At 66.0% G+C, this 21,150-nt stretch carries 21 protein-coding genes and 1 pseudogene; 10 read left to right on the forward strand and 12 right to left on the reverse strand.

The window, feature by feature from the left end:
• The first annotated feature begins 28 nt into the window (after positions 1 to 28).
• Positions 29 to 1,582, forward strand: a complete 1,554-nt coding sequence (locus tag GO608_RS07735) for a sensor domain-containing diguanylate cyclase (protein ID WP_247002941.1) — start codon at positions 29 to 31, stop codon at positions 1,580 to 1,582.
• Between the two features lie 170 nt (positions 1,583 to 1,752).
• Entirely contained in the window at positions 1,753 to 2,772 is a 1,020-nt protein-coding gene (locus tag GO608_RS07740; protein WP_169199822.1) for an asparaginase, read from the forward strand.
• A 43-nt stretch (positions 2,773 to 2,815) separates the two neighbouring features.
• Here GO608_RS07740 and GO608_RS07745 read toward each other — a convergent pair whose 3' ends face one another.
• The 7 genes and pseudogenes from GO608_RS07745 to GO608_RS07775 all read right to left on the reverse strand — a co-directional run bounded on the left by GO608_RS07745 (position 2,816) and on the right by GO608_RS07775 (position 9,112).
• Positions 2,816 to 2,977: a DUF2474 family protein gene (locus GO608_RS07745; protein ID WP_169199821.1), complete on the reverse strand. Its 162-nt coding sequence runs from the start codon at positions 2,975 to 2,977 to the stop codon at positions 2,816 to 2,818.
• Complete coding sequence (cydB, locus tag GO608_RS07750) at positions 2,977 to 3,984, reverse strand: cytochrome d ubiquinol oxidase subunit II (protein ID WP_169199820.1); 1,008 nt, start codon at positions 3,982 to 3,984, stop codon at positions 2,977 to 2,979. Before cydB ends, GO608_RS07745 begins: the two co-directional genes overlap by 1 nt.
• Positions 3,985 to 3,989: 5 nt before the next feature.
• Positions 3,990 to 5,423: a cytochrome ubiquinol oxidase subunit I gene (locus GO608_RS07755; protein ID WP_169199819.1), complete on the reverse strand. Its 1,434-nt coding sequence runs from the start codon at positions 5,421 to 5,423 to the stop codon at positions 3,990 to 3,992.
• Between the two features lie 102 nt (positions 5,424 to 5,525).
• Complete coding sequence (locus GO608_RS07760) at positions 5,526 to 5,741, reverse strand: hypothetical protein (protein WP_247003037.1); 216 nt, start codon at positions 5,739 to 5,741, stop codon at positions 5,526 to 5,528.
• 19 nt (positions 5,742 to 5,760) lie between these two features.
• Positions 5,761 to 6,165 (reverse strand): annotated as a pseudogene (locus tag GO608_RS19570) (aldo/keto reductase); the annotation flags it as partial.
• A gap of 120 nt (positions 6,166 to 6,285) precedes the next feature.
• The gene (locus tag GO608_RS07770; RefSeq protein WP_169199818.1) at positions 6,286 to 8,628 is read right to left on the reverse strand and encodes a hybrid sensor histidine kinase/response regulator; all 2,343 of its coding nucleotides are present in this window, start codon (positions 8,626 to 8,628) and stop codon (positions 6,286 to 6,288) included.
• A 100-nt stretch (positions 8,629 to 8,728) separates the two neighbouring features.
• Complete coding sequence (locus GO608_RS07775; RefSeq protein WP_211159523.1) at positions 8,729 to 9,112, reverse strand: DoxX family protein; 384 nt, start codon at positions 9,110 to 9,112, stop codon at positions 8,729 to 8,731.
• A 189-nt stretch (positions 9,113 to 9,301) separates the two neighbouring features.
• On the opposite strand from GO608_RS07775, the gene GO608_RS07780 reads away from it, so the two are divergent.
• Positions 9,302 to 10,339 carry an IS5 family transposase gene (locus tag GO608_RS07780; RefSeq protein ID WP_247002679.1) on the forward strand — a complete coding sequence of 346 codons (1,038 nt, stop codon included), beginning with the start codon at positions 9,302 to 9,304 and terminating at the stop codon, positions 10,337 to 10,339.
• Positions 10,340 to 10,600: 261 nt separating this feature from the next.
• On the opposite strand, the gene GO608_RS07785 is transcribed toward GO608_RS07780, so the two are convergent.
• Entirely contained in the window at positions 10,601 to 11,434 is an 834-nt protein-coding gene (locus GO608_RS07785; protein ID WP_169197515.1) for a helix-turn-helix transcriptional regulator, read from the reverse strand.
• A gap of 128 nt (positions 11,435 to 11,562) precedes the next feature.
• Here GO608_RS07785 and GO608_RS07790 point away from each other — a divergent pair, with 128 nt between their 5' ends.
• The 3 genes from GO608_RS07790 to GO608_RS07800 are packed head-to-tail and all read left to right on the forward strand — an operon-like array spanning position 11,563 to position 15,434.
• Positions 11,563 to 12,741, forward strand: a complete 1,179-nt coding sequence (locus GO608_RS07790) for an ABC transporter substrate-binding protein (protein ID WP_169197514.1) — start codon at positions 11,563 to 11,565, stop codon at positions 12,739 to 12,741.
• Between the two features lie 2 nt (positions 12,742 to 12,743).
• Positions 12,744 to 14,573, forward strand: a complete 1,830-nt coding sequence (locus tag GO608_RS07795) for an acyl-CoA synthetase (RefSeq protein WP_169197513.1) — start codon at positions 12,744 to 12,746, stop codon at positions 14,571 to 14,573.
• Positions 14,574 to 14,624: 51 nt separating this feature from the next.
• Positions 14,625 to 15,434, forward strand: coding sequence for an enoyl-CoA hydratase/isomerase family protein (locus GO608_RS07800; RefSeq protein ID WP_169197512.1), 810 nt, complete (start codon positions 14,625 to 14,627; stop codon positions 15,432 to 15,434).
• A gap of 35 nt (positions 15,435 to 15,469) precedes the next feature.
• Here the strand turns inward: GO608_RS07800 and GO608_RS07805 are convergent, their stop codons facing one another.
• From GO608_RS07805 to GO608_RS07815, 3 genes are all read right to left on the reverse strand, one after another.
• The gene (locus GO608_RS07805; protein ID WP_211159250.1) at positions 15,470 to 16,021 is read right to left on the reverse strand and encodes a chromate transporter; all 552 of its coding nucleotides are present in this window, start codon (positions 16,019 to 16,021) and stop codon (positions 15,470 to 15,472) included.
• Complete coding sequence (locus GO608_RS07810; RefSeq protein ID WP_425532300.1) at positions 16,018 to 16,557, reverse strand: chromate transporter; 540 nt, start codon at positions 16,555 to 16,557, stop codon at positions 16,018 to 16,020. Before GO608_RS07810 ends, GO608_RS07805 begins: the two co-directional genes overlap by 4 nt.
• 172 nt (positions 16,558 to 16,729) lie before the next feature.
• On the reverse strand, positions 16,730 to 17,377 hold the full coding sequence (locus GO608_RS07815) for a phosphoribosyltransferase (RefSeq protein WP_169197511.1): 648 nt from the start codon (positions 17,375 to 17,377) through the stop codon (positions 16,730 to 16,732).
• A 235-nt stretch (positions 17,378 to 17,612) separates the two neighbouring features.
• On the opposite strand from GO608_RS07815, the gene GO608_RS07820 reads away from it, so the two are divergent.
• The gene (locus GO608_RS07820) at positions 17,613 to 17,924 is read left to right on the forward strand and encodes a hypothetical protein (protein ID WP_169197510.1); all 312 of its coding nucleotides are present in this window, start codon (positions 17,613 to 17,615) and stop codon (positions 17,922 to 17,924) included.
• A gap of 54 nt (positions 17,925 to 17,978) precedes the next feature.
• Here the strand turns inward: GO608_RS07820 and GO608_RS07825 are convergent, their stop codons facing one another.
• The gene (locus tag GO608_RS07825; RefSeq protein WP_211159249.1) at positions 17,979 to 19,523 is read right to left on the reverse strand and encodes an FAD-dependent oxidoreductase; all 1,545 of its coding nucleotides are present in this window, start codon (positions 19,521 to 19,523) and stop codon (positions 17,979 to 17,981) included.
• Positions 19,524 to 19,846: 323 nt separating this feature from the next.
• On the opposite strand from GO608_RS07825, the gene GO608_RS07830 reads away from it, so the two are divergent.
• The 3 genes from GO608_RS07830 to GO608_RS07840 are packed head-to-tail and all read left to right on the forward strand — an operon-like array spanning position 19,847 to position 21,139.
• Complete coding sequence (locus tag GO608_RS07830) at positions 19,847 to 20,008, forward strand: hypothetical protein (RefSeq protein ID WP_169197509.1); 162 nt, start codon at positions 19,847 to 19,849, stop codon at positions 20,006 to 20,008.
• A gap of 4 nt (positions 20,009 to 20,012) precedes the next feature.
• The gene (locus tag GO608_RS07835; RefSeq protein ID WP_169197508.1) at positions 20,013 to 20,615 is read left to right on the forward strand and encodes a hypothetical protein; all 603 of its coding nucleotides are present in this window, start codon (positions 20,013 to 20,015) and stop codon (positions 20,613 to 20,615) included.
• Positions 20,616 to 20,632: 17 nt separating this feature from the next.
• Entirely contained in the window at positions 20,633 to 21,139 is a 507-nt protein-coding gene (locus GO608_RS07840) for an SRPBCC family protein (protein ID WP_169197507.1), read from the forward strand.
• The last annotated feature ends 11 nt before the right edge of the window (positions 21,140 to 21,150 follow it).

Consider the following 21,150-nt stretch of genomic DNA (forward strand, 5'->3'; position numbering starts at 1 on the left):
GCTTTACGCCCGCTGCGGCAGGCCGATCGTGATCCCCGATTTCCTCCGTAAAATGAGACACGGGGCCAGCGAAAAACGCGCGCCCAATCCAGTGTATGCAGAACAGGTAAAGCTGCTCTATGAGAATGCGCCTCTCGCCTATAGCACAACGCTGATCAACGGCGCGATCCTCGGTTACGTCCAGCTGGCATTCATTCCCCTTGCCGTGGTGCTGGCCTGGTATGGCTGCCTGTTGCTCGTCACCGCGCTCCGGGTCCTGGTGACCTGGCGCTATCGCAGAGTCAAGCGGGGCGCGCAGGAAGCTCGTTTCTGGAACATCGCCTATTCGATCGGCGCGGCGGCCGCCGGCATTGTCTGGGGGACCGCGGGCTGGGTGCTGTTCCCGCCCGATTCGATCGCACATCAGGTGTTCGTCGCTTTTGTTCTAGCCGGCATGGCCGCAGGGGGCGTCACCGTACTGGCGCCACGAATGGAAGCCTGCCTGGCGTTCCTGTTGCCTGCCCTGTTGCCGCTTGCCATTCAATATCTGACGCTGCACACGCCGTTGCAGACGGCGATGGGCGCCATGACGCTGATTTTCCTCGCGGCGATGTCGTTTTCCGCGTGGACTTTCCACCGCGTGATTCGCACTTCATTGCATCTGCGGTTCGACAAACAGGAACTGGAAGCGGAAGTCACGCGACGCCAGCGTGCCGAAGAACGGCTTTTCGAGGAAAAGGACAGGCTGCAGACGACCGTGAGTTCCATCGGCGAAGGCGTCGCCTTGATCGACGCAGACGGTCGCATCGAATATCTCAATCCTGCGGCGGAACAACTTTTCGGCCAGCGTTTCGACTATGTCCTGCACCGCGCACCGAACGAAGTGTTCGAATGCTTCGACGATCAAGGCGAGCGCATTGCCACCGCGCTCGAAGACAGCCTGCATTCGGCCACGCCGCAAAGGAAGCAATATGTCTTGTATGGAAAGGACACAGCGAAGTACGTCGTTGAAGAACTGGCCACACCGCTACTAGACCGCCTTGGGAAACTGGTGGGCGCAGTCTCGGTGTTTCGTGACGTGACGGAGGCACAGAGATTTACCGAACAGCTGATACACGCCGCCGATCACGACGTGCTTACCGGACTACCGAACCGCAACTTGTTAATGGACAGAACCAGGCAGGCGATCGCGCGGGCGCACCGCAAACATGAAAACTTTGCGCTGCTCTTCGTGGACCTGGACCAGTTCAAGGCGGTCAACGACACGATGGGACACGCCTGTGGCGACGCGCTTTTGGTCGATGTCGCAAAGCGTCTTACCGACTGCGTGCGCGAGGAAGACATGGTCGTCAGGCTGGGCGGGGATGAATTCGTGGTGCTGCTCGATGGCCCGACGCACCGCAGGCACGTGGAAGCGGTCGCCAACAAGATTTTGCGCACCTTGCGCGAGCCTTTTCAACTCGGAGCCGAGTCCGCCACGATCTCCGGCAGCATCGGCTGCAGCCTGTATCCTCATGACGGCCGCGACGTGGAAAGCCTGCTCGGCCGTGCCGACGCGGCGATGTACCGCGCCAAGCAGAGGGGGCGAAATCAGAAAACGTAGAAAGGGGTTGTTATTAAGGCGGCAATCAAATACAACCGTTCGCCCTGAGCCTGTCGAAGGGCATTGGTAGGGCTTCGACAGGCTCAACCCGAACGGTATTTGCCTGCCGGGTTAATAGAAAGGGGTCGTCTCGGAAAACGGAAAGAATCGTACGAAACAGGACGGCATGAATGAACGCAACGATGTGTCTTCCGCGCCATGTGCCGCTCATCGTCGCGACGCGCGGCAACGCGGTCGAATCGGTGCATTACGGGTCGATCGTCGTCGCGGGCGCGGATGGCGCGCTCGTGGGCGGGACGGGCGACGTCGATTTCCCCGTCTTCACGCGCTCGACGCTGAAGCCGTTCCAGGCGCTCCCCTTCGTTGCCGACGGCGGTCCGCAGCGCTTCGGGTTCTCGACCGAGCAGGTTGCGCTGATGTGCGCGAGCCACTCGGCCGAACCCCGGCATGTCGCTGCCGTTTCAGACATGCTCGCGCGGATCGGGTGCAGTGAGCGCAATCTCCAGTGCGGCTCGCATCCGCCGATTTTTTACACTGCGACCGGAATCCCGGTGCCGACCGATCTGGTGCCGACCCCGCTGCATCACAACTGCTCCGGCAAGCACGCCGGTTTCCTCGCGTGGTGCCGCCTGCATGACGAGCCGAGCGAGACCTATCTCGACCCGGATCACCCGTTGCAGCGGGCGATCCGGCGAACGCTCGTCGGCTTGCTCGACTGCGGCGAGCGCGAACTGATCGCAGGGACGGACGGCTGCGGCGCGCCGAATTACGCGCTGCCCCTCGCACAGCTCGCCCGGGCCTATGCGCGGCTCGCGGCGCCGAATGGCGACAGCGACGTCGCGGCCGACCTCCATGCGCTTTTCGCGGCGATGACCGCCCATCCCGAAATGGTGTCGGGCGAAAAGCGCGACGACCTGGCGCTGATGCAGGCTGCGCCGGGCGACTGGGTCGCGAAGGGCGGCGCCGAAGGGGTGCAGGCGCTCGGTATCGCAAGTCGCGGCATCGGCATCGCAGTCAAGATCGCGGACGGCGGCGCGCGCGCAGTGCGGATCGCAACGTATGCGGCACTCGAGCAACTCGGGCTGCTGCCGCCCGATATACGAAGCCTGCTGCAATGGCGCCGCGACGAGATTCGCAACCATGCCGGCGTCGTCACAGGCCGGCTCGTGCCGGTGTTCCGTCTGGGCTGATCGCCTGTCCTGGCGCGTCATGCGCCAGGCGTGGTCGCTCCGGCTACGGCGTCAGCCCCACCGAGCGCATCACGACGCGCAGTACCGCGGCGACGGCCATGACCACGGCGACGCTGACGGCCCAGATCAACACGAGCCAGCCGATGCGCCTTAGCCATCCACGCGCCGGCGTCGCGGCCGCTCGTGCCTCGACCGGCTCGCGCATCAGTGATAGCCCTGCGTTTCGTCCACCTTGCCGCGGAACACGTAATAGCCCCACGCTGTGTACATCAGAATCAGCGGGATGATCAGCAGCGCACCGACGAGCGTGAACCCCATGCTCTGTGGCGGCGCGGCCGCTTCCCAGATCGTGATCCCGGGCGGGACGATGTTCGGCCACAGGCTGATGCCGAGCCCGCTGTAGCCGAGGAACACGAGAAACAGCGTCAGCACGAAAGGCGCGACGTCGGGCGCGCGGCGCAGCCGCTGCAGCAGCTGCCACGCCGTCAGCGCGACGAGGAGCGGCACCGGAGCGAACCACAGCAGGTGCGGCCACGTGAACCAGCGCTGCGCGATGTCCTCGCGGGCGAGCGGCGTCCACACGCTGATCGCGACGATCACGGCGAGCAGAATCCACGTCAGCGGCCGCGCGATCGCGATCATCCGCGCCTGCAGCGCCCCTTGCGTCTTGACGATCAGCCATGTGCTGCCGAGCAGCGCGTAGGTCACGACGAGGCCGGCGCCAACGAACAGCGGGAAGGGCGCGAGCCAGTCGAACGCGCCGCCGGCATATGCGCGATCGACGACCTCGATGCCCTGGATGTAGCCGCCGAGCGTGACGCCCTGGAAGAAAGTCGCCGCGAGCGAGCCGCCGATGAACGCCTTGTCCCACAAGTGGCGGTGCACATCGTCCGCCTTGAAGCGGAACTCGAACGCGACGCCGCGAAAGATCAGGCCGAGCAGCATCAGGATCAGCGGCAGGTAGAACGCGCTCAGCACCACGGCGTACGCGAGCGGGAACGCGGCGAGCAGGCCCGCGCCGCCGAGCACGAGCCAGGTCTCGTTGCCGTCCCACACCGGCGCGACGGTGTTCATCATCACGTCGCGATCGGTGCGGTCGGTGAAGAACGGGTACAGCAGACCGATGCCGAGGTCGAACCCGTCCATCACGACGTACATCATCACGCCGAACAGGATGATCACGGCCCACACCAGCGGAAGATCGATGCCCATGTCGTTCAACCTCCGCTGCGCGTGGCGGCGATGTCGTCGGCCGCCTCCGGGGCTGCCGAAAGCGGTCGTGCCGGAGTGCGCGGCCGGCCCGGGCCGCCGGGCACCGGTTCCGTCCCTTCGTGCGTCACCGGTCCGTGACCGATGAGGCGCAGCAGATAGACGGTGCCCGCGCCGAAGACGACGAAATAGACGACAACGAAGAGCGCCAGCGTTGTCGTGAGCTGCCCTGCACCGTGCGACGACACGCCGTCGGCGGTGCGCATCACGTTGTACACGAGCCACGGCTGCCGGCCGATTTCGGTCGTGAACCAGCCGGCGAGCATCGCGACGAGGCCGGTCGGCCCCATCCACAGCGTGAATCGCAGCAGCGCGCGCGAGCGGAACATGTTCCCCCGCCAGCGCGCCCCCAGCGCCCACAGGCCGAGCGCGATCATCAGGAATCCCAGCCCCACCATGATGCGGAACGACCAGAACACGATCGTCGAATTCGGCCGGTCCTCGCGCGGGAACTCCTTCAGCCCGGGGAACTGGCCATCCCACGAATGCGTGAGGATCAGACTGCCGAGACGCGGGATATCGACTGCGAAGCGCGTCTCCTCGCGCTCCATGTCGGGCCAGCCGAACAAGGTCAGCGGCACGCCTTCGCCGGGTTTGTTCTCCCAGTGCCCTTCCATCGCGGCGAGTTTCGCCGGCTGGTGCTCGAGCGTGTTGAGCCCGTGGAAATCGCCGACGAGCGCCTGCAGCGGCGCGACGAAAAGCAGCATCCACATCGCCATCGACAGCATCTTGCGGATCGCCAGTGTGTCGCGCCCGCGCAGCAGATGCCACGCACCCGATGCGCCGACGATCAGCGCAGTCGCGAGGAAAGCGGCGATGCCCATGTGGACGAGGCGATACGGAAACGACGGGTTCAGGATCACCGCGATCCAGTCCGTCGGCACGACGCGCCCGTCGATGATCTCGTAGCCCGCCGGCGTCTGCATCCAGCTGTTCGACGCGAGAATCCACGTCGCCGACAACAGCGTGCCGGCCGCGACCATCACCGTCGCCAGGAAATGCAGGCCGGGGCCGACCCGCGTCCAGCCGAACAGCATGACGCCGAGAAAGCCCGCCTCGAGGAAGAACGCCGTCAGCACTTCGTAGGCCAGCAGCGGCCCGGTCACGCCGCCGGCGAAATCGGAAAAGTAGCTCCAGTTGGTGCCGAACTGGTACGCCATGACAATGCCCGAGACAACGCCCATGGCGAAGTTGACGGCGAAGATCTTCGACCAGAAATGGTACAGGTCGCGGAACACCTCCCGCCGGGTGCGCAGCCACTGGCCTTCGAGCACGACCAGGTAGCTGGCGAGGCCGATCGTGATCGCCGGAAACACGATATGAAACGAGATCGTAAACGCGAACTGGATGCGCGCGAGCAGCAGAGCGTCGAGGTCCCCCACGTTACGTTTCCTCCTGTTCGTGCCCCACTGGCGGCCCTTTCGTGCGCATGCAATCCGTGGTCCCGCGCCGACGTGCCGCGGCGCTTTGGGGTGGTGCCACGGCTACACGGGCTCGGTGCGTCCGAGGCGCAGTCCGAGCAGCGCCCACAGCAGCGCGACCGGCGCGACGACGAGCGCGATCACCGCCGCGCCGAGGCCGAGCGCGGCAAGTCCGGCATAGATCCAGCCGCTTGCTAGGTCGCCGCCACGGTAGACGGCGGCATCGATGAACGCCTTGGACTTGTAGCGGGCTTCGCGGCCGACGCGCGTGAACAGCACCTCGCGCGCCGGCTTTGCGCCCGCTCGTCCACACCTTCGTCGCGACGAACGCGTGCCGGTGCAGTTGGCGCTGGGCGAGGAGCTCCCCGACCGTTCGCTCGGCGCGCCCATACATCGGCGAGCTGTCGATGACCGAACCGCCGGCTTTGAACAGCGCGTCGAGCACGCCCGGGAGACGCTCGTATGCGTCGGAGCCGGGCGCGACGTCGAAGCCCTGATACGTGCCGAGGCCGACCACCGGCAGCGCCTCCCCGGTCGCGGGGACCGGCCGCGTCTGCATCCGCGGGCCCGTTTCCCCCGGCGCTGCGCTGGGGCGTGCGGGGAACATCGCCGCGGCGAGCGTGCCGGCCGCGAGGCGCAGGAAGTTCGCGCGCGTCATCGACGGGGCAGGGTCGGAAGGGTTGGTCCGCTCGATCATGCGCATCTCCCACAGCAGCCGGTGTGAGGTTCTCGCCGTCGCGGTTGTGACTCCCGTCACCGCGCGCGAGTGCCCGGGCGGGCAGGAATTCGTTGCGAGCGGCGGTGAAGGTCGCCCACGGCGCCGTCAGCTCGTGATTACGGATCCAGTGTCCGCAAGCAACTGCGCCAGTTCAGCGTAATCGATTGGCTTGACGAGGTGGTGGTCGAAGCCGCTGTCACGCGAGCGACGCCGGTCCTCGTCCTGGCCCCAGCCGGTCATCGCGACGACGAGGATGTCCTTGCCCCACGGCTGTTCGCGCATGCGGCGGCAGACCTCGTAGCCGTTGAGTCCCGGCAGGCCGATGTCGAGCAGGATCACGTCGGGGCGCAGCGCCTCGGCGAGCCGCAGCGCGTCGAGTCCGTCGAGCGCGACATGCGCAGCGTGGCCGGAGATCCCGAGCAGCGTCGCGAGCGACTGGGCCGAGTCGGCGTTGTCGTCGACGATGAGGACGCGGCGCGGCAGCGCGGGGCTCGGGGCGCCGCGGGCCTCGGGGGGAGGCGGCAGCTCGCCGACGAGGATCGGCAGCCTCACGGTGAATTCGCTGCCCTTGCCCGCCCCTTCGCTCGCGGCGCGCACCGTGCCGCCGTGCAGTTCGACGAGCCGCTTGACGAGCATCAGGCCGATGCCGAGTCCGCCCTGCGAGCGGTCGAGCGCGTGATCGACCTGAGAGAACATCTCGAACACGCTTTCGAGCTTGTCCGCCGGGATCCCGATGCCGGTGTCGTGCACCGTCACGAGCGCGTCGTTGCCATCGCGCTCGGCGCTGATCGTCACGCGCCCGTCCGGCTCGGTATATTTGCATGCGTTGTTCAGCAGATTGCTGAACACCTGCGTGAGCCGCACCGGGTCCGCGTGCAGGTAAATCGGCTCGGAAGGCGGGCGCACGACGATTTCGTGGCGCAGCGCCTGCGCGAGCGGTCGGGAGGTCTCGGCGGCCTGGTACATCACTGAAGCAAGCTCGACCCGGGCCATGCGCAGTTCGAGCTTGTCGCGCGTGATTCGCGCGACGTCGAGCAGATCGTCGACGAGCCGGACCATCTGGGCGAGCTGCCGCTCCATCGTCTCGCGCGCCTGACGGAGCAGTTCGGGGTCGCCTTCGGCGAGCTTCATCGCCCCGATCATGTTGCTGAGCGGCGCGAGTGGCCCGCGGAGCTCATGCGCGAGCGTCGCGAGAAATTCGTCCTTGCGTCGGTCGGCGTCCTTGAGCTCGGTCATGAGCTCGTAGATCCGCAGTTCGTCGCGCTTGCGGTCGGTGATCTCGACCGCGACGATATTGATGCCGGCGAGTACGCCGTTGGCCCCGCGTAGGGGGTGCCAGGACTCGAGCCACGTCCGTTCGACTCCGGGACGGGCCGAGGTCTCGCAGGTCAGTTCGACTCCGGTGAGCGGCTCGCCGGTCTGCAGCACGCGGCGGAGCCCCGGTTCGACCTTGTCGGCGGCAGACGGCACGACTTCGCGCACCGTGCGGCCGATGTGCGCCTCGGCCGGCAGCCCGTTCATTTCGGCAAGGCGGCGGTTGATGCGGACGAAGCGCAGGTCGCGGTCGAGCAAAGCCATCCCGGCCGGATTGGTGTCGTAGATGTTCTGCAGTTCGTCGTGACGCTCGCGCAGTTCCGTCTCCCGCCTGCGCAGCGCGGTTTCTGTGTTCCGCCTGCTGCTAACGTCGCGGAAGATCAGCACGCACCCGAAGACGCGTCCGTGCCGGTCGCGGATTGGTGACGCGCTGTCGTCGATCGGCCGCTCGGCGCCGTCCCTCGTGATCAGCAGCGTGTGGTTGGCTAGCCCGACGATCGTGCCGTCAAGCAACGCACGTGCACACGGGTTCTCGACCGGCTCCCGGGTGTCCTCGCGGACGATCCGGAACACCGTCTCGAGCGCCGCGCCGCGCGCTTCCGCAACGCGCCATCCGGTCAGCGCTTCGGCGACCGGGTTCAGGTACCTGACCTGCCCTTCGGGGTCCGTCGTGATGACGCCGTCGCCCACGCTCGCGAGCGTCACCCGCAGCACGTCCTCGCGCTGCTCCGCACGGCGCCGGTAACGGTGCAGCGATTCGCAGATCCCGGCCAAGCACACGCCGATGAGCGCGAAGCGAAGTGCGTCGAAGCGGTTGATGATCGAATCGACCGGCCACGCGAGGCGCGGCGGTGCGAAGAAATAGATGCCGATCGCCAAGCCCAGCACGACCGCCGTCAGCCCCGGCTTCAGTCCGCCGTACCATGCCGCGACGAGCAGCGCGAAATAGAACGTGAAGAACGGCAGATTGCCACCGAGCCAGGGGTCGAGCAACCATCGGCCGGCGGACGCGATGGCGACCGCTGCGACGGCGACGACGAAGCCGTTCGTTGCGCGTCTCCGGTTGTCGGCACACTTGACGTCACCGAACACGCCGAGCCCCACGCCGACTGTGGCTGGTCGGGATTCGGTCATCAATCACCGCTGAAGTCCAAAAAACGCTGACGCCGGCGGCGCCCCGAGTGGAGAGCCTGTGGCGAGGTGGAATCGGTCCGCGCTTCATTCAATCTGGTTGCTAGGTCTGCCGCTGCCGCCAGGCGTCCAGGCTAAGGGCCCCAGGCCCGTGGATGCTCAGGACGAAGAAGCCACCGGCGATCGCGAGGTTCTTCATGAACGAGATGAACTGCATCTGGTTCGAGAAATCGTTGTGGAAGATCACTGCTGCGAGCAGGCAGAACACGGCCAGCCCGGCGGCGGCGAGCCGCGTCAGCAGGCCGAACGCTATCGCGAGGCCACCGCCGAGTTCGACGAAAATCACCAGCGGCAACAGCGCACCGCTCACGCCCATCGATTCCATGTACTGCTGGCTGCCGGCGTAGCCTTTGATCTTCCCCCAGCCGCTGATGATGAAGATCAGCGCGAGCAGGAGGCGCCCCGCCAGAACGGTGAAATCCTTCATCACTTGTTCTCCTTCGCATCGTGGGTCGGGACCGTTTCTTATATTTAGACGACAAATCGGAGGCTGACCGGTCGGAGTTGATGGGGCCGGAGCGTGCACCTGCAGAGACAAGAGGGCGCCTCGAAAAACCTCGACTCGCCCACCCTTGGTAAAATTACAGCGTCCTCAATCTCGCCACAGCCGACATCGATGAAACCGCGCAGCGCCATCAAGACCGACCTGTTTGCCTTTGATGCCCACTGCAAGAAGATCGACACGCTGGGTGACCCGCTGGTCGAGATCGAATCGCATATCGATTTTCCCGCGCTGGCGGCCGAGGTCGATATGATTGCGCCGCGACTCGTGAGTGCGCAGGGCGGGCGCCCGCCATACCCGACCGAGACGATGGTGCGCATCCTGGTGTTGAAGCGTCTGTACAACCTGTCCGATGAGCAGATGGAGTACCAGTTGCTCGACCGCATGAGCTACAAGCGCTTCTGCGGACTGGCGAATGCGACGAACGTTCCGGATCGCACCACGGTGTGGACCTTCGAGAACCGGATTGGTGAAGCGGGGGCGAAGGCCTTGTTCGACGGGGTCTCGACGCAGCTGCTCAAGAAGGGGTTCATCGCGCGCGGCGGTCAGATCATCGACGCGACGCTGGTGCCGGCGCCCAAGCAGCACAACCGCCGCGGCGAGAAGGAACTGATCGAGCAAGGCGCAATGCCCGCCTCGTGGCGCCCGGCGAAGCGGCGCCAGAAGGATACTGAGGCGACCTGGACCAGGAAGCACGGCAAGAGCTACTTCGGCTACAAGCTGTCGATCAACATCGACAAGAAGTACAAGATCATCCGCCGAATCGAGACCGATACTGCCAGCACGCACGACAGCCAGCACTTTGACAACGTCTTCGACACGCGCAACACGAGCCGCGATGTCTATGCCGATCGGGGCTACCCGTCCGAGCAGCGTGAAGCCAGGCTCAAGGAGAACGGCTTTCGCAACCAGATCCAGCGGAAGGGCAAGCGCAACAAGCCGCTGTCCGAGTGCCAGCAGCGACGCAACAAACGCATCGCCAAGACGCGTGCGCGGGTCGAGCACGTGTTCGGGGCCATCGAGCAGATGGGCGGCAAGCTGCTGCGCACCATCGGTCAGGCGCGGGCGAACTTTGCGATGACGATGATGGCTGCCTGCTACAACCTGAAGCGGCTGGTCTATTTCAGGAAGGCCGGAATCGAGGCCTTCTGACGCCCGAAATGGGCCGCATCGCCGATGTCCGAGGCGATTCGAGGCAAAAACTGAGCGACACCGCGGGAAGAAGCGGTGATTTGCCGAAGGAACTGAACCGAATTCGGTCGCGGTCATCGTGTCGCACCGGGGTTCATTGAAAACCTCGGGTTATTCGAGGTGCCCAAGAGAGCGGGCAACAAGTCGTCAATGGCATCTGCGTGGCGGAACCGTCGTTCCCCAACCCTCAGTGTCCTCCGCCCACCCCGCCGCCAATTCAACTCAGATGGCGGAGTGCAGATGTCCTGCAACCAACGCGAACAGTTCGTTTCGGTGATGTATTCCGAGGCGCTCGAACGCCCGGTCACGGTAGGTTTTCACGGTCGCCGCAGACAATTGCAAGTCGGCTGCGATGCCCTCATGAGTCCACCCTTTGAGCATGCGTTCGCATACCTCTCGCTCGCGCCGGGTAAGAGCATTCAGCTGAAAATGATCTGTACTGGCCTTTCCACAGAGCGACAGGTGCCGGTTGACCGAAGCGAGGAGCGGGCGTCCGAACTTCCGGATGGCGTCGATTTCATCGTCGGAAAACGCCTGCTGTCCTTCGTTGCGATAGAAATTGATCGACGTCAGTCCGGATTCGTCGTGTGCGGAAACGATCGACAGCCGCTCGCGGAGCCCATGCCGAGAGTAGATCGCCTCGCGGTGCCGTGCCGAAAATTCCGTCGCATGCCAGTGCAGAAGGGCAGCGTCAGCCTCGCGCAGATGCTCTTTGGCCAAACAGAACGTTTCATCCCTTCGGTACAGCGACGCGCGGTAGACACGCCAGGATTCCCGGGTGCCGTCCGACACACCGAAACTCCCGGAGGCGTGCAGCGTCGGGGGCTGGTCGTCAAAGAGGCGATAGACAGACCACCAACAAAGAGGCATCCACCGATTGAGCTGCGCCAGTGCCTCCTTGCCGAACGTCGCGTCCCCGATCGAACCGATAACACCCACGAGCGCTTCCTGCGCCCCGCTTTCGTCGGTGCGGCAACTGGAAGCCACTGATTTCTGAAGCGAGATCAATTGCATAAGGGAAGGGCCCGCGAAACGTGTCCCCATCGCAGGGGACATACAAACCTCTGTGCTCGACCTAGTCTTGCCCTGTGAGACCGCTTCATGCCGTAACTGCGGCATGGTCGGCGACTGCGCCGACGAATGCGGTCTCATGACTGCCATTCCGATAATAGTGGGAGACAAGGATGAAGAAAACAGTTCCAAGCTGGGCCGTTGTTGCTACGGCCGTCACCGTTCTGGGTCTATCGCTCGCCGGTTCAGCGGCAGCTCAGATCAAAGTCGGGATCACATTGTCGACGACGGGGCCGGCAGCGTCCCTCGGCATTCCGGAGAAAAATACGGTAACGCTGTTCCCGAAGGAAATTGCCGGACAGCAAGTGGAGTACATCGTACTGGACGATGCGTCCGACCCGACAACGGCGAGCAAGAATGTGCGGCGGTTCGTCGATGAGGGCAAGGTCGATGTGATTATCGGTTCGACGATTTCCCCGAACTCGCTCGCGATGATCGACGCGGCGGCCGACACAGGAACGCCGATGATCAGCATCGCCGGCGCCTCGCGAATCGTCGAACCCATGGATGCCAAGCGCAAGTGGGTATTCAAGACGCCGCAGCACGATTCCCTGATGGCCGAGGGGATCATCGAGCATTTCACGGGCGCAGGGGGCAAGGCATTGGCCGTGATTGCCCAGTCGGACGCTTATGGCGAGGGGTGGCTGGCTGAATTGCAGAAGTTCGCGGCCGCGCGGGACGTGAAAATCGTCGCGCTTGAACGGTACAACCGTGCCGACACGAGCGTCACGGCCCAGGCGTTGAAGGTGATGTCGGCCAAGCCGGACGCCGTGGCTGTCGTCGGCGCGGGCACACCCGCTGCACTTCCGCAAAAGACCTTGCGTGAGCGTGGCTACAGCGGGTCCATCTACCAGACCCATGGCGTTGCCAACAACGACTTTCTGCGTGTCGGCGGCAAGGATGTCGAAGGCACGATTCTCCCCGCCGGACCGGTGCTCGTTGCAGCGCAACTCCCCGTGTCGGAGATCAAGACCGTGGCGATGGACTATGTGCAGCGATACGAGGAGGCCTTCGGCAAGGACACCGTAACCACTTTCGGTGCCCATGCGTGGGATGCGATGTTGCTGCTGCGGAATGCAGTTCCTGGCGCGCTGGCGAAGGCCGCGCCCGGTACGCCCGAGTTTCGGACTGCGCTCCGCGATGCGCTGGAAGGCACCAAGGACCTGACCGTTTCGCACGGCATCATGACGATGACTCCTGACGATCACAATGGCATGGACGCCCGGTCGCGCGTGATGGTGACGATCGAGAAGGGCCGGTGGGCCCTCATTCCCGAAAGCAAGGCGCAGTAAGCATGAGGGCGTTCCACATTTCAACGGCGCGCGACGTCGAGCGCATCGCCGCCGAACCGTATGAGCATTTCATGCGTCACGGCAGCGTATTCGAGGCTCTGGCGGACTCGGCGAAGCAGCATTCGGACCGCAACGCGCTGACCTTCATCAGCGTCCCGGATCCCGAAGTGCCGGCCCGCAGATGGACCTATGCGGAACTCGTGACAGAGATCAGGCGGACCGCGAACCTCTTCCACACGCTCGCCGCAGGGGAGGAGCCGCGCATCGCGATGCTGCTTCCACCCATTCCGGAGGCGTACTTCGCGTTATGGGGAGGCGAGACGGCCGGCGTGGTGTGTCCGATCAACTACCTGCTGAATGCCGAACACATCGGCGAGCTGATCCGTGCGGCGCAAGCGAACATCCTCGTGACGCTCGGGCCCAACCCCGACCTCGACATCTGGTCGCGCGTGCCGCGATTGCTTGCGGAGTGCCCGGGTTTGCGCCAGGTGCTGGCGGTGGGGGGAGGACCGGGCGCCGTCGATCTCGCCCACGAAGTCGCCTCGATGCCGGGCAATGCGCTCATGTTCGAGCGTCAGGTCGGGTCGACAACGCTTGCGGCCCTGTTTCATACCGGTGGCACCACCGGCGCCCCGAAGCTTGCCCAGCACACCCATGGCAACCAGCTTCATGCGGCTTGGGGCGCGGCGCAGATGTATGCCATGACCGAGCGTGACGTCATGCTGAACGGCTTCCCGTTGTTCCATGTCGCCGGAGCGTTCGTATACGGCCTGTCAACGCTGCTGTCCGGCGGCGAAGTCGTGCTGCCCACGCTGCTCGGCATGCGCAACACCGGCTTCGTCGAGCGCTACTGGACCTTTGTCGAGCGCCACCGCGTCAGTTTGCTCGCGGCGGTTCCGACGGTCATCGCGTCGCTCATGAACACGGATCCGGGCGCGGCTAGCCTGGACAGCGTCCGTGCACTGCTCACGGGCGGGTCGCCGCTGCCGACCGAACTCGCCACGGCTTTCGAGCGACGCTTCGGCCTACCGGTCAGGAACATTCTCGGCATGACCGAGTGCGCTGGCGTTATCAGCATCGAGCCGTTTCATGCGCCGCGTACGCCCGGATCCTGCGGCTTGCCTTTGCCCTTCACCGAAGTCCGGGCGGTGGCCGACGACGGGCGAGCCTGCGTTGCAGACGAAACGGGCATTCTTCGCGTGCGGGGACCGAACGTCGGCCCCGGCTACACCGATGCGCGGCGTAACACGGGCACCTTCACCGAAGACGGCTGGCTGATTACCGGCGATATCGGTCATGTCGATGCCGAAGGGCGCGTCTTCGTCACGGGCCGAGCCAAGGATGTGATCATCCGCAGCAGCCACAACATCGACCCGTGCGTGATCGAGGATGCGTTGTTGAGGCACCCCGACGTCCTGATGGCCGCAGCGGTCGGCGAACCTGACGAATATGCGGGGGAAATGCCGGTGGCTTTCGTGTCACTCAAGCCCGGGGCAAAGGTCGACGCCGCGGCGCTGGCCGCTTTCATCGAACAGCACATACCCGAGCGGCCGGCTTTTCCGCGGCGCATCGACATCATCCCCGCCATCCCGGTCACCGCAATCGGCAAGGTGTACAAGCCGGCGCTGCGCGCGCTGGCGACCGAACGGGTAATCCAGGATCGGCTGGCCGATGCAGGACTCGGCGGCAAGGTCGAGGCGATGGCCGTGGAAACCCCGTCGGGGCCCGCAATACGATTCGTGATTGCGGACAAGGCGTCGCGGCCCGAGCTCGAAGCGCGCGTACGCGAGCTCCTGCGGCCCTACGCAGTTCCTTTTGATTTCCAGGATTAGCGCACAGGTCGCGATGGATACGCCTGTGCCTCCAAACAAGTGGATGGCCAAATGACTCTTCCGATCACGTTCCAGTGCCACGGCGCGATTGCCACGATCACCTTGAACGCGCCGCAAACCCGTAACGCGCTCACGCCCGAGATGCTCTGTCGCCTGTGTGATGCAGTGAAGGCATTCGCGAGCGATCCTGCGCTGCGTGTAGCAATCATCACCGGTAGCGGCGACCGCGCTTTTTGTGCCGGAGGCGACTTGGGACGGACGATCCCGCTTTTGAGCGGAGATCGCACTCCCGAGGACGAATGGGACCATCGGCTGCTATCGGATCCCGAGATCCTTGCGGCGTCGGGCTTGCGCGAATATCCACTGCATAAACCGGTGATCTCCGCAATCAATGGCGCATGCATGGCAGCGGGGTTCGAGCTGGTGCTCGGGACGGATTTGCGCATCGCCGCCGAACACGCAACCTTTGCGCTGCCCGAAGTAAAGCGGGCGGTGATCCCGTTTGCGGGATCGATGGTCCGTTTGCCGCGGCAGGTATCGTACTGCCATGCGATGGAGATCATGCTCACGGGCGACGCGCTCACGGCCGACGAGGCATATCGCATCGGGCTGGTGAATCGAGTCGTGCCTGCGTCGCAGGTCATGCCAGAAGCGCTTGCGCTGGCCGAGCGAATCGCGAAAAACGGGCCTCTCGCAGTGCAGGCCGTCAAGCGCACGGTGGTCGAGTCCAGCGGGCTGCCGCTCAGCGAGGGGTATCGCCTCGAGGACGAGAGCAAGCGAAGCGTGTTGTCGAGCGAAGATGCCCGTGAAGGCCCGCGCGCTTTCCTGGAAAAACGCGAACCGCATTTTCACGGACGTTGAGTTGTCGAGCGGGGCCGGGGGCGAAACCCCCGCGCCTACGCCCAGCCGAGCGCGCCGGCCACCGCGCCGAGGGCGATCAGCCAGATCGGCGCGAGGCGCGTGCGCAGCATCGCGACCACCGTCGCTGCGATCAGCACGATGCCGCCGACGCGGTGGGCCGGTTCGCGCACGAAAGGCAGCGCGAGCACCCAGCCGGACGAGAACATCAGCCCGACCGTGACCGGCGCGAGTCCGGCGGTGAACGCGCGCACCGCCGGCGTGTCGCGGCGCCGGCTGCCCCAGCGGCTGACGCTGAGCGACAGCAGCGTCGACGGCAGCAGGATGCCGACGAACGCAGCAGCTGCTCCGAGCAGACCCGCCACCTGGAAGCCGAGCACCGGCACGAACAGCACGTTCGGCCCCGGCGCGGCCTGCGCGAGCGCGATCGCGGTCGTGAAGTCCGCGTCGGTGAGCCAGCCGCGATCGTGCACGAGCAGGCGATGCATCTCCGGCGCCGTTGACATCGCGCCGCCGATCGACAGCAGCGACAGCGTCAGGAAGTGCAGGAAGAACTCCGGCAGGTCGGACAGCATGAAGGCCGTCGTCATGGCTGCCGCTCCTGCCGCGCGATGCACCAGCGGGCGAGCCCCCAGGCGAAGACGCCGAACCCGATCACGACCCATGCCAGCGGCACGCGCAACACCGCGACGGCAACAAGCGTCGTCAGGCCGAGCAGCGTGCACAGCACGACCCCCATCGGATTGCGCCGCAACGTGCCGAGCATCTTGAAGCCCATCGCCAGCATCAGCCCTGCGGCGACGGCACCCATGCCGCGCAATGCTCCGGCGACGACCGGGTAATCGGAAAGCCGGTTATAGCTCGCAGCGAGCACCAGCACCAGCACCAGCGGTGCAAGCAGCATGCCGCCGATCGCCGCTAGTGCGCCGCGCCAGCCGAAGAAGCGGTCGCCGAGCATCAGCGACAGATTGACGACGTTCGGGCCCGGCAGCAGCTGCGCGAGCGAATACGCGGCGATGAATTCCTCGCGCGTCAGCCAGCCGCGGCGATCGACGAGTTCGCGCTGGGCGACCGCCAGCACGCCGCCGAAGCCCTGCAGCGCGAGCACGGTGAAAGCGATGAACAGATCGAGCGGCGAGCGCGGACCGGGACCGGCTGCAAGGGTCGCGATCGCGGGGGGCGGTGAAGTCAGTTTGGGCTCCGGCAGTGGGGGTCGGCGAGGGAAGGCGGGAGCTTATCGCAAACGATGCTCCGGGGCGCGCCCCCGCCGCGCGATCCTCCCGCTGCGGCGCCGCCTTTCAGTCCGCTGCCTGCGCGCCCGGTTTGGTGCGAAACCGCTCGAGGCAGGCCACGACTTCGTCATCCTCGACCTGATCGAAGTTGCGATAGAACTGCCCGACGGCCATGAAATTCGCCGGCGTGTACAGGCACACGACTTCGTCGGCGTAAGGCTTCACTTTTTCCACGCTCGCGGGCGCTCCGACCGGCACCGAGCAGATAAGCCGCTGCGGCCCCTTGCTGCGGACTGCGTGCAGCGCGGCGATCATCGTTGCGCCGGTCGCGAGCCCGTCATCGACGACGATGACGATGCGCCCGGCGGGATCGACCGGCGGATGTCGCGGCGAATACGAGCGGCGCCGTTCCTTCAGGCGCTCGAGCTGCCGCGCGCGCTCGCCCTCGAGGTAGTCCTCGCCGGCGGCATCGGGATCGGAGACGAACGACCAGCCGCTCTCGTCGATCGCCCCGACTGCGTATTCCGGCTGCCACGGCGCGCCGAGCTTGCGCACCAGCACGACGTCGAGGTCGGCCTGCAGCGCTTCGGCCAGGGCGGCGCCCATCGGCACGGCGCCGCGGGGAATCGCGAGAACCAGCGCGTGCTTCCCGCGCCACGTGTCCAGTGCGGCGGCGAGCTGGGCAGCCGCGTCCATTCGGTCTGCGAACTGCATGATGTCTCCTTCGCGGCGCCCGTCCAGGCTCTCGGCCCATTGCCAGCGGCTGGGGGCGCGGTCGTCTCATGGAGGCGTCGACGCGCCTGCGGAGCGGAAGTTCGGCGATGAAAGGGAGGGTTTCGCTCGCCCTGCCGGCGTCGCGGCAGCACGAAATTTCGCCAGCTGCATCGCGCGAGACAGCCGCGCACAGCCCGTTGTACCTTCGGACTTCCACTGCTGCCGGAGTCCCGCGATGCATCTCGTCCAGATCCTGATCCCCGTCACCGACAACGACGGCCGGCGCTTCGAGCGGCGCACGTTCGAGCGCGTGCGCCGCGAGCTGATCGCGCGCTTCGGCGGGCTCACCGCATTCGTGCAGGCGCCCGCGCTCGGGCTATGGAAGGATGCGCAGAGCGGCACGACCGCGAAAGACGACATGATCCTCGTCGAAGTGATGGTCGAGGCATTCGACCGCGAGTGGTGGGTCGGCTACCGCGCGGAGCTCGAGCGCACGTTCCGCCAGGACGAAATCGTCGTGCGCGCGATCGTCTGCGAGCGGATCTGACCAAGGCTGCGGGAATTTGCCGCGGGCGCGTGTCCGGCCCGCTCACTCGCCCGCTCACTCGCCCGATGAGGCGTCCGCATCGAACTTGGCGAGCGGCTTCGCGGCCGGGCCGTGCAGCGGCCGGCCCTCGGTGTCGAAGCGCGAGCCATGGCATGGGCAATCCCACGAGTGCTCGACAGGGTTCCACGAAACGATGCAGCCCAGATGCGTGCATGCTGCGGAATGCACGTGCAGCGTTCCGTCGTCGTCGCGCGACACCGCCAGCTTGCGCGCGCCGTCCTGCACGATCGCTCCCTGGCCGGGTGCGACCGCGTCGAACGACGGTGCGTCGCCGCGCTTGAGCCAGTCGCCGTACTGCGCGAGCGTGTTCGCCTGCTCGCGCACGAATTCGCCGAGCCCGTGCGTCGGCTTGCGCGCGGGCTCGTAGAGCCAGGTCCACGGGTTGTCGCGTCCCATGATCAGGTCGGTGACGAGCATCGCGCCGGCAGTGCAGTGCGTCATGCCGTTGCCGGAGTCGCCGGTGATGATGTAGACGTTGCCGTCGCCGAGCGGGTTGCGCCCGAGATACGCGACGCCGTCGGCCGGCTCCATGACTTCGCCGGACCAGCGGTAGTCGACGGCGCCCGCCATCGGGAAGCGCTTGCGCACCCAGTCTTCGATGATCCGGTAGCGGTCTTCCGGATGCTCTTCCTGGCCGACCTTGTGGTCGCAGCCGCCGACGATCAGGTAATCGTGATCGGCCTGCGGGTCGGGCGTCGCAATGCGCACGTAGTAGTACGGGTCGCCGTTGTCCCACAGCAGGATCCGCGGCACCGAGCCGCGCGGCACGCGCAGGCCGAGCACGTAGGTGCGATACGCGGACTGCTTCGTATGCATCACGACGCGGTCGTTGAACGGCGTGTTCGTCGCGACGACGACTGCGTCCGCGCGCACTTCGCCGGCGTCGGTGCGCACGACCTGCAAGTGGCGCTGCGCCTCGATGTCGAGCGCCCGCGTGTGCGTGTGGATCTGCCCGCCGCGCCGCACGATCGCCTCGGCGAGTCCGGCGAGGTAGCGCAGCGGGTGGAACTGCGCGAGGTTCGCAAAACGCACGCACTGCCCGGTGTCGAAGGCGAGGTCCGGCGCGCGCACGACTTCATCGACCGCAACGCCCGCGCGCAGCGCGGCGCCGAACTCCTCGTGGATGCCGGCGAGGCCCGACGTCGTCAGCGAGAACAGGTAGCCGTCGAGGCGCTCGAAATCGCAGTCGATGCGCTCGCTTTCGATGATCGCGCGGACTTTCTCGGTCGCCTGCACGAAGCTCTCCGCGACCACTTTCGCGCCGTCGGCGCCGAAGGCTTTTTCGATGTGGTGGTAGCGGTTGTCGGGCGGGAAGAAATGCGCCGTCGTGCGGCCGGTGTCGCCGGCGCCGAGCTCGGCCGCCTCGACGAGCACGACGCGCCGGCCTTCGAGCGCGAGCAGATAAGCCGTCGTCAGCCCGGCGATGCCGCCGCCGATCACGCAGACGTCGGCGTGGACCGAGGTTGTAAGCGGCGTGAAGCGCGGCATCTCGGTGGTCGCCATCCAGATCGAGCGGGAGCCGGGATAGGGGACAGACATCGTTCGCCTCCTTGTGCAGTCCGTAGCGCAACCGGTCCGGGCGGGCAGATGCCGCGGGCCGAGCGTTGCGTCGACTGGCGCGCGCCGCGCTAAGTTCGGCGACCGGTGGCCCGAAGACGCCGCGTCCTGCGGTCGGAAAGACGGGCCGGGAGCGGGGATCGCATTCAACCCGTATAAGTCCTGCGGCATGACAGTTGCTCAATGGCATTCCCGCGGTTCAGCGTCTAGTGTTCGAACTGGCGTCCGGTCAGGTTTGGGCACCCTGTCCGGGGAGCCGGCACGAATCCGCTGGAGCTTTCGACGCAAAGTCAAAGGAGAAAGCGATGAAAGGAAGACGCAGCCCGGTCGAGCACTTCCTCGACGAGCTGGGCGCGGCGGACGCCTATGCAGGCGTCGGCGTGCAGAGCATCGCCGCGCGGTCGGGACGTGACCTGCAGGCGTATCGGGGATCCGCGTGGCTCAGCTGCGCCCCGCACCGCGGGTGAAGTGATGGCCGACCTGCTCGACGAAGCCGAAGCGCACTTTCGCGCGCTGGAAAGCTATCGCGCGACGCTGCACTCGATCGGGCCCAACGGCGATCGGCAGGTGATGCGTTACTTCTATCGCAAACCCGGCTGGGTCCGGATCGACTGCGTCGAGCCGCATCGCGGCGCGGTGCTGATCTACGACCCCGGGGCGCGGAAGGTGCGGCTGTGGACGTTCGGCCTCGGCTTTGGCTGGGGCTTCGGATTTATGCCCGCGCTGAGCCTCGCGCCCGACAATCCGCTGGTGCGCAGCCCACGCGGTCACACCGTCGATCGCTCCGACGTCGGCGCGCTGTTCGAGAATCTGCAGTCGCTGCGCGCCGGCGGTAGCTTCACGCCACTCGGCGAGGGAGCGATCTCCGGGGAGCCGGCCGTCGGCTTCGAAGTCGCCGGCGCGGCCGGCCTCATCGTGGATGGAGCGCATCGCAACCGGGTGTGGCTTGCGCAGGACACGTTGTTTCCGCGGCGAGTCGAAAATTTCGACGAGGCGGACGATCTCGTTGAAATCGTCGACCTCATCGATGTCGAGCTCGACGTGGATTTTCCCGAGCGGTTCTTTGCGCCGTGAGAATGGACGAACCGCGGATGACTCATGCGCGCGAACGCGTGATCCGATACGACGTGACGACGTGGTGGCGATTCGACGCGCCGGTCGAAGCGGTCTGGGACGCGATCGTCGACGCCGAGAACTGGCCCGTCTGGTGGTCCGGTATCGAGGAAGTCGTCACGCTTGCGCCCGGCGACGGGAGCGGAATTGGCGCGAGGCGCCGCTGCACCTGCCGCGGGCTGCTGCCGTTCCGCCTGACGATCGTCACCTGCGTCACGCGGGTCGAACCCTTGAGCCTGATCGAAGGGCGGGTCAGCGGCGAACTCGAAGGCGTCGGCCGCTGCCATCTCGTCCGCGACGCGCGTTTCACGACGGTGCGCTACGAGTGGCAGGTGCGCACGGTGCGCCGGTGGATGAACCGGCTCGGCCCGCTCGCGAAACCGATCTTCCGCTGGAACCACGTCGCGATGATGCACGCCGGCGGCGTCGGCCTCGCGCGTCACCTCGACAGCCGCGCTGTCCCGTGGACCGGCGGCTCCGCGTGACCTCGATCCGG

Origin of the sequence: Aromatoleum buckelii (assembly GCF_012910785.2) — a bacterium.
Taxonomy (GTDB): domain Bacteria; phylum Pseudomonadota; class Gammaproteobacteria; order Burkholderiales; family Rhodocyclaceae; genus Aromatoleum; species Aromatoleum buckelii.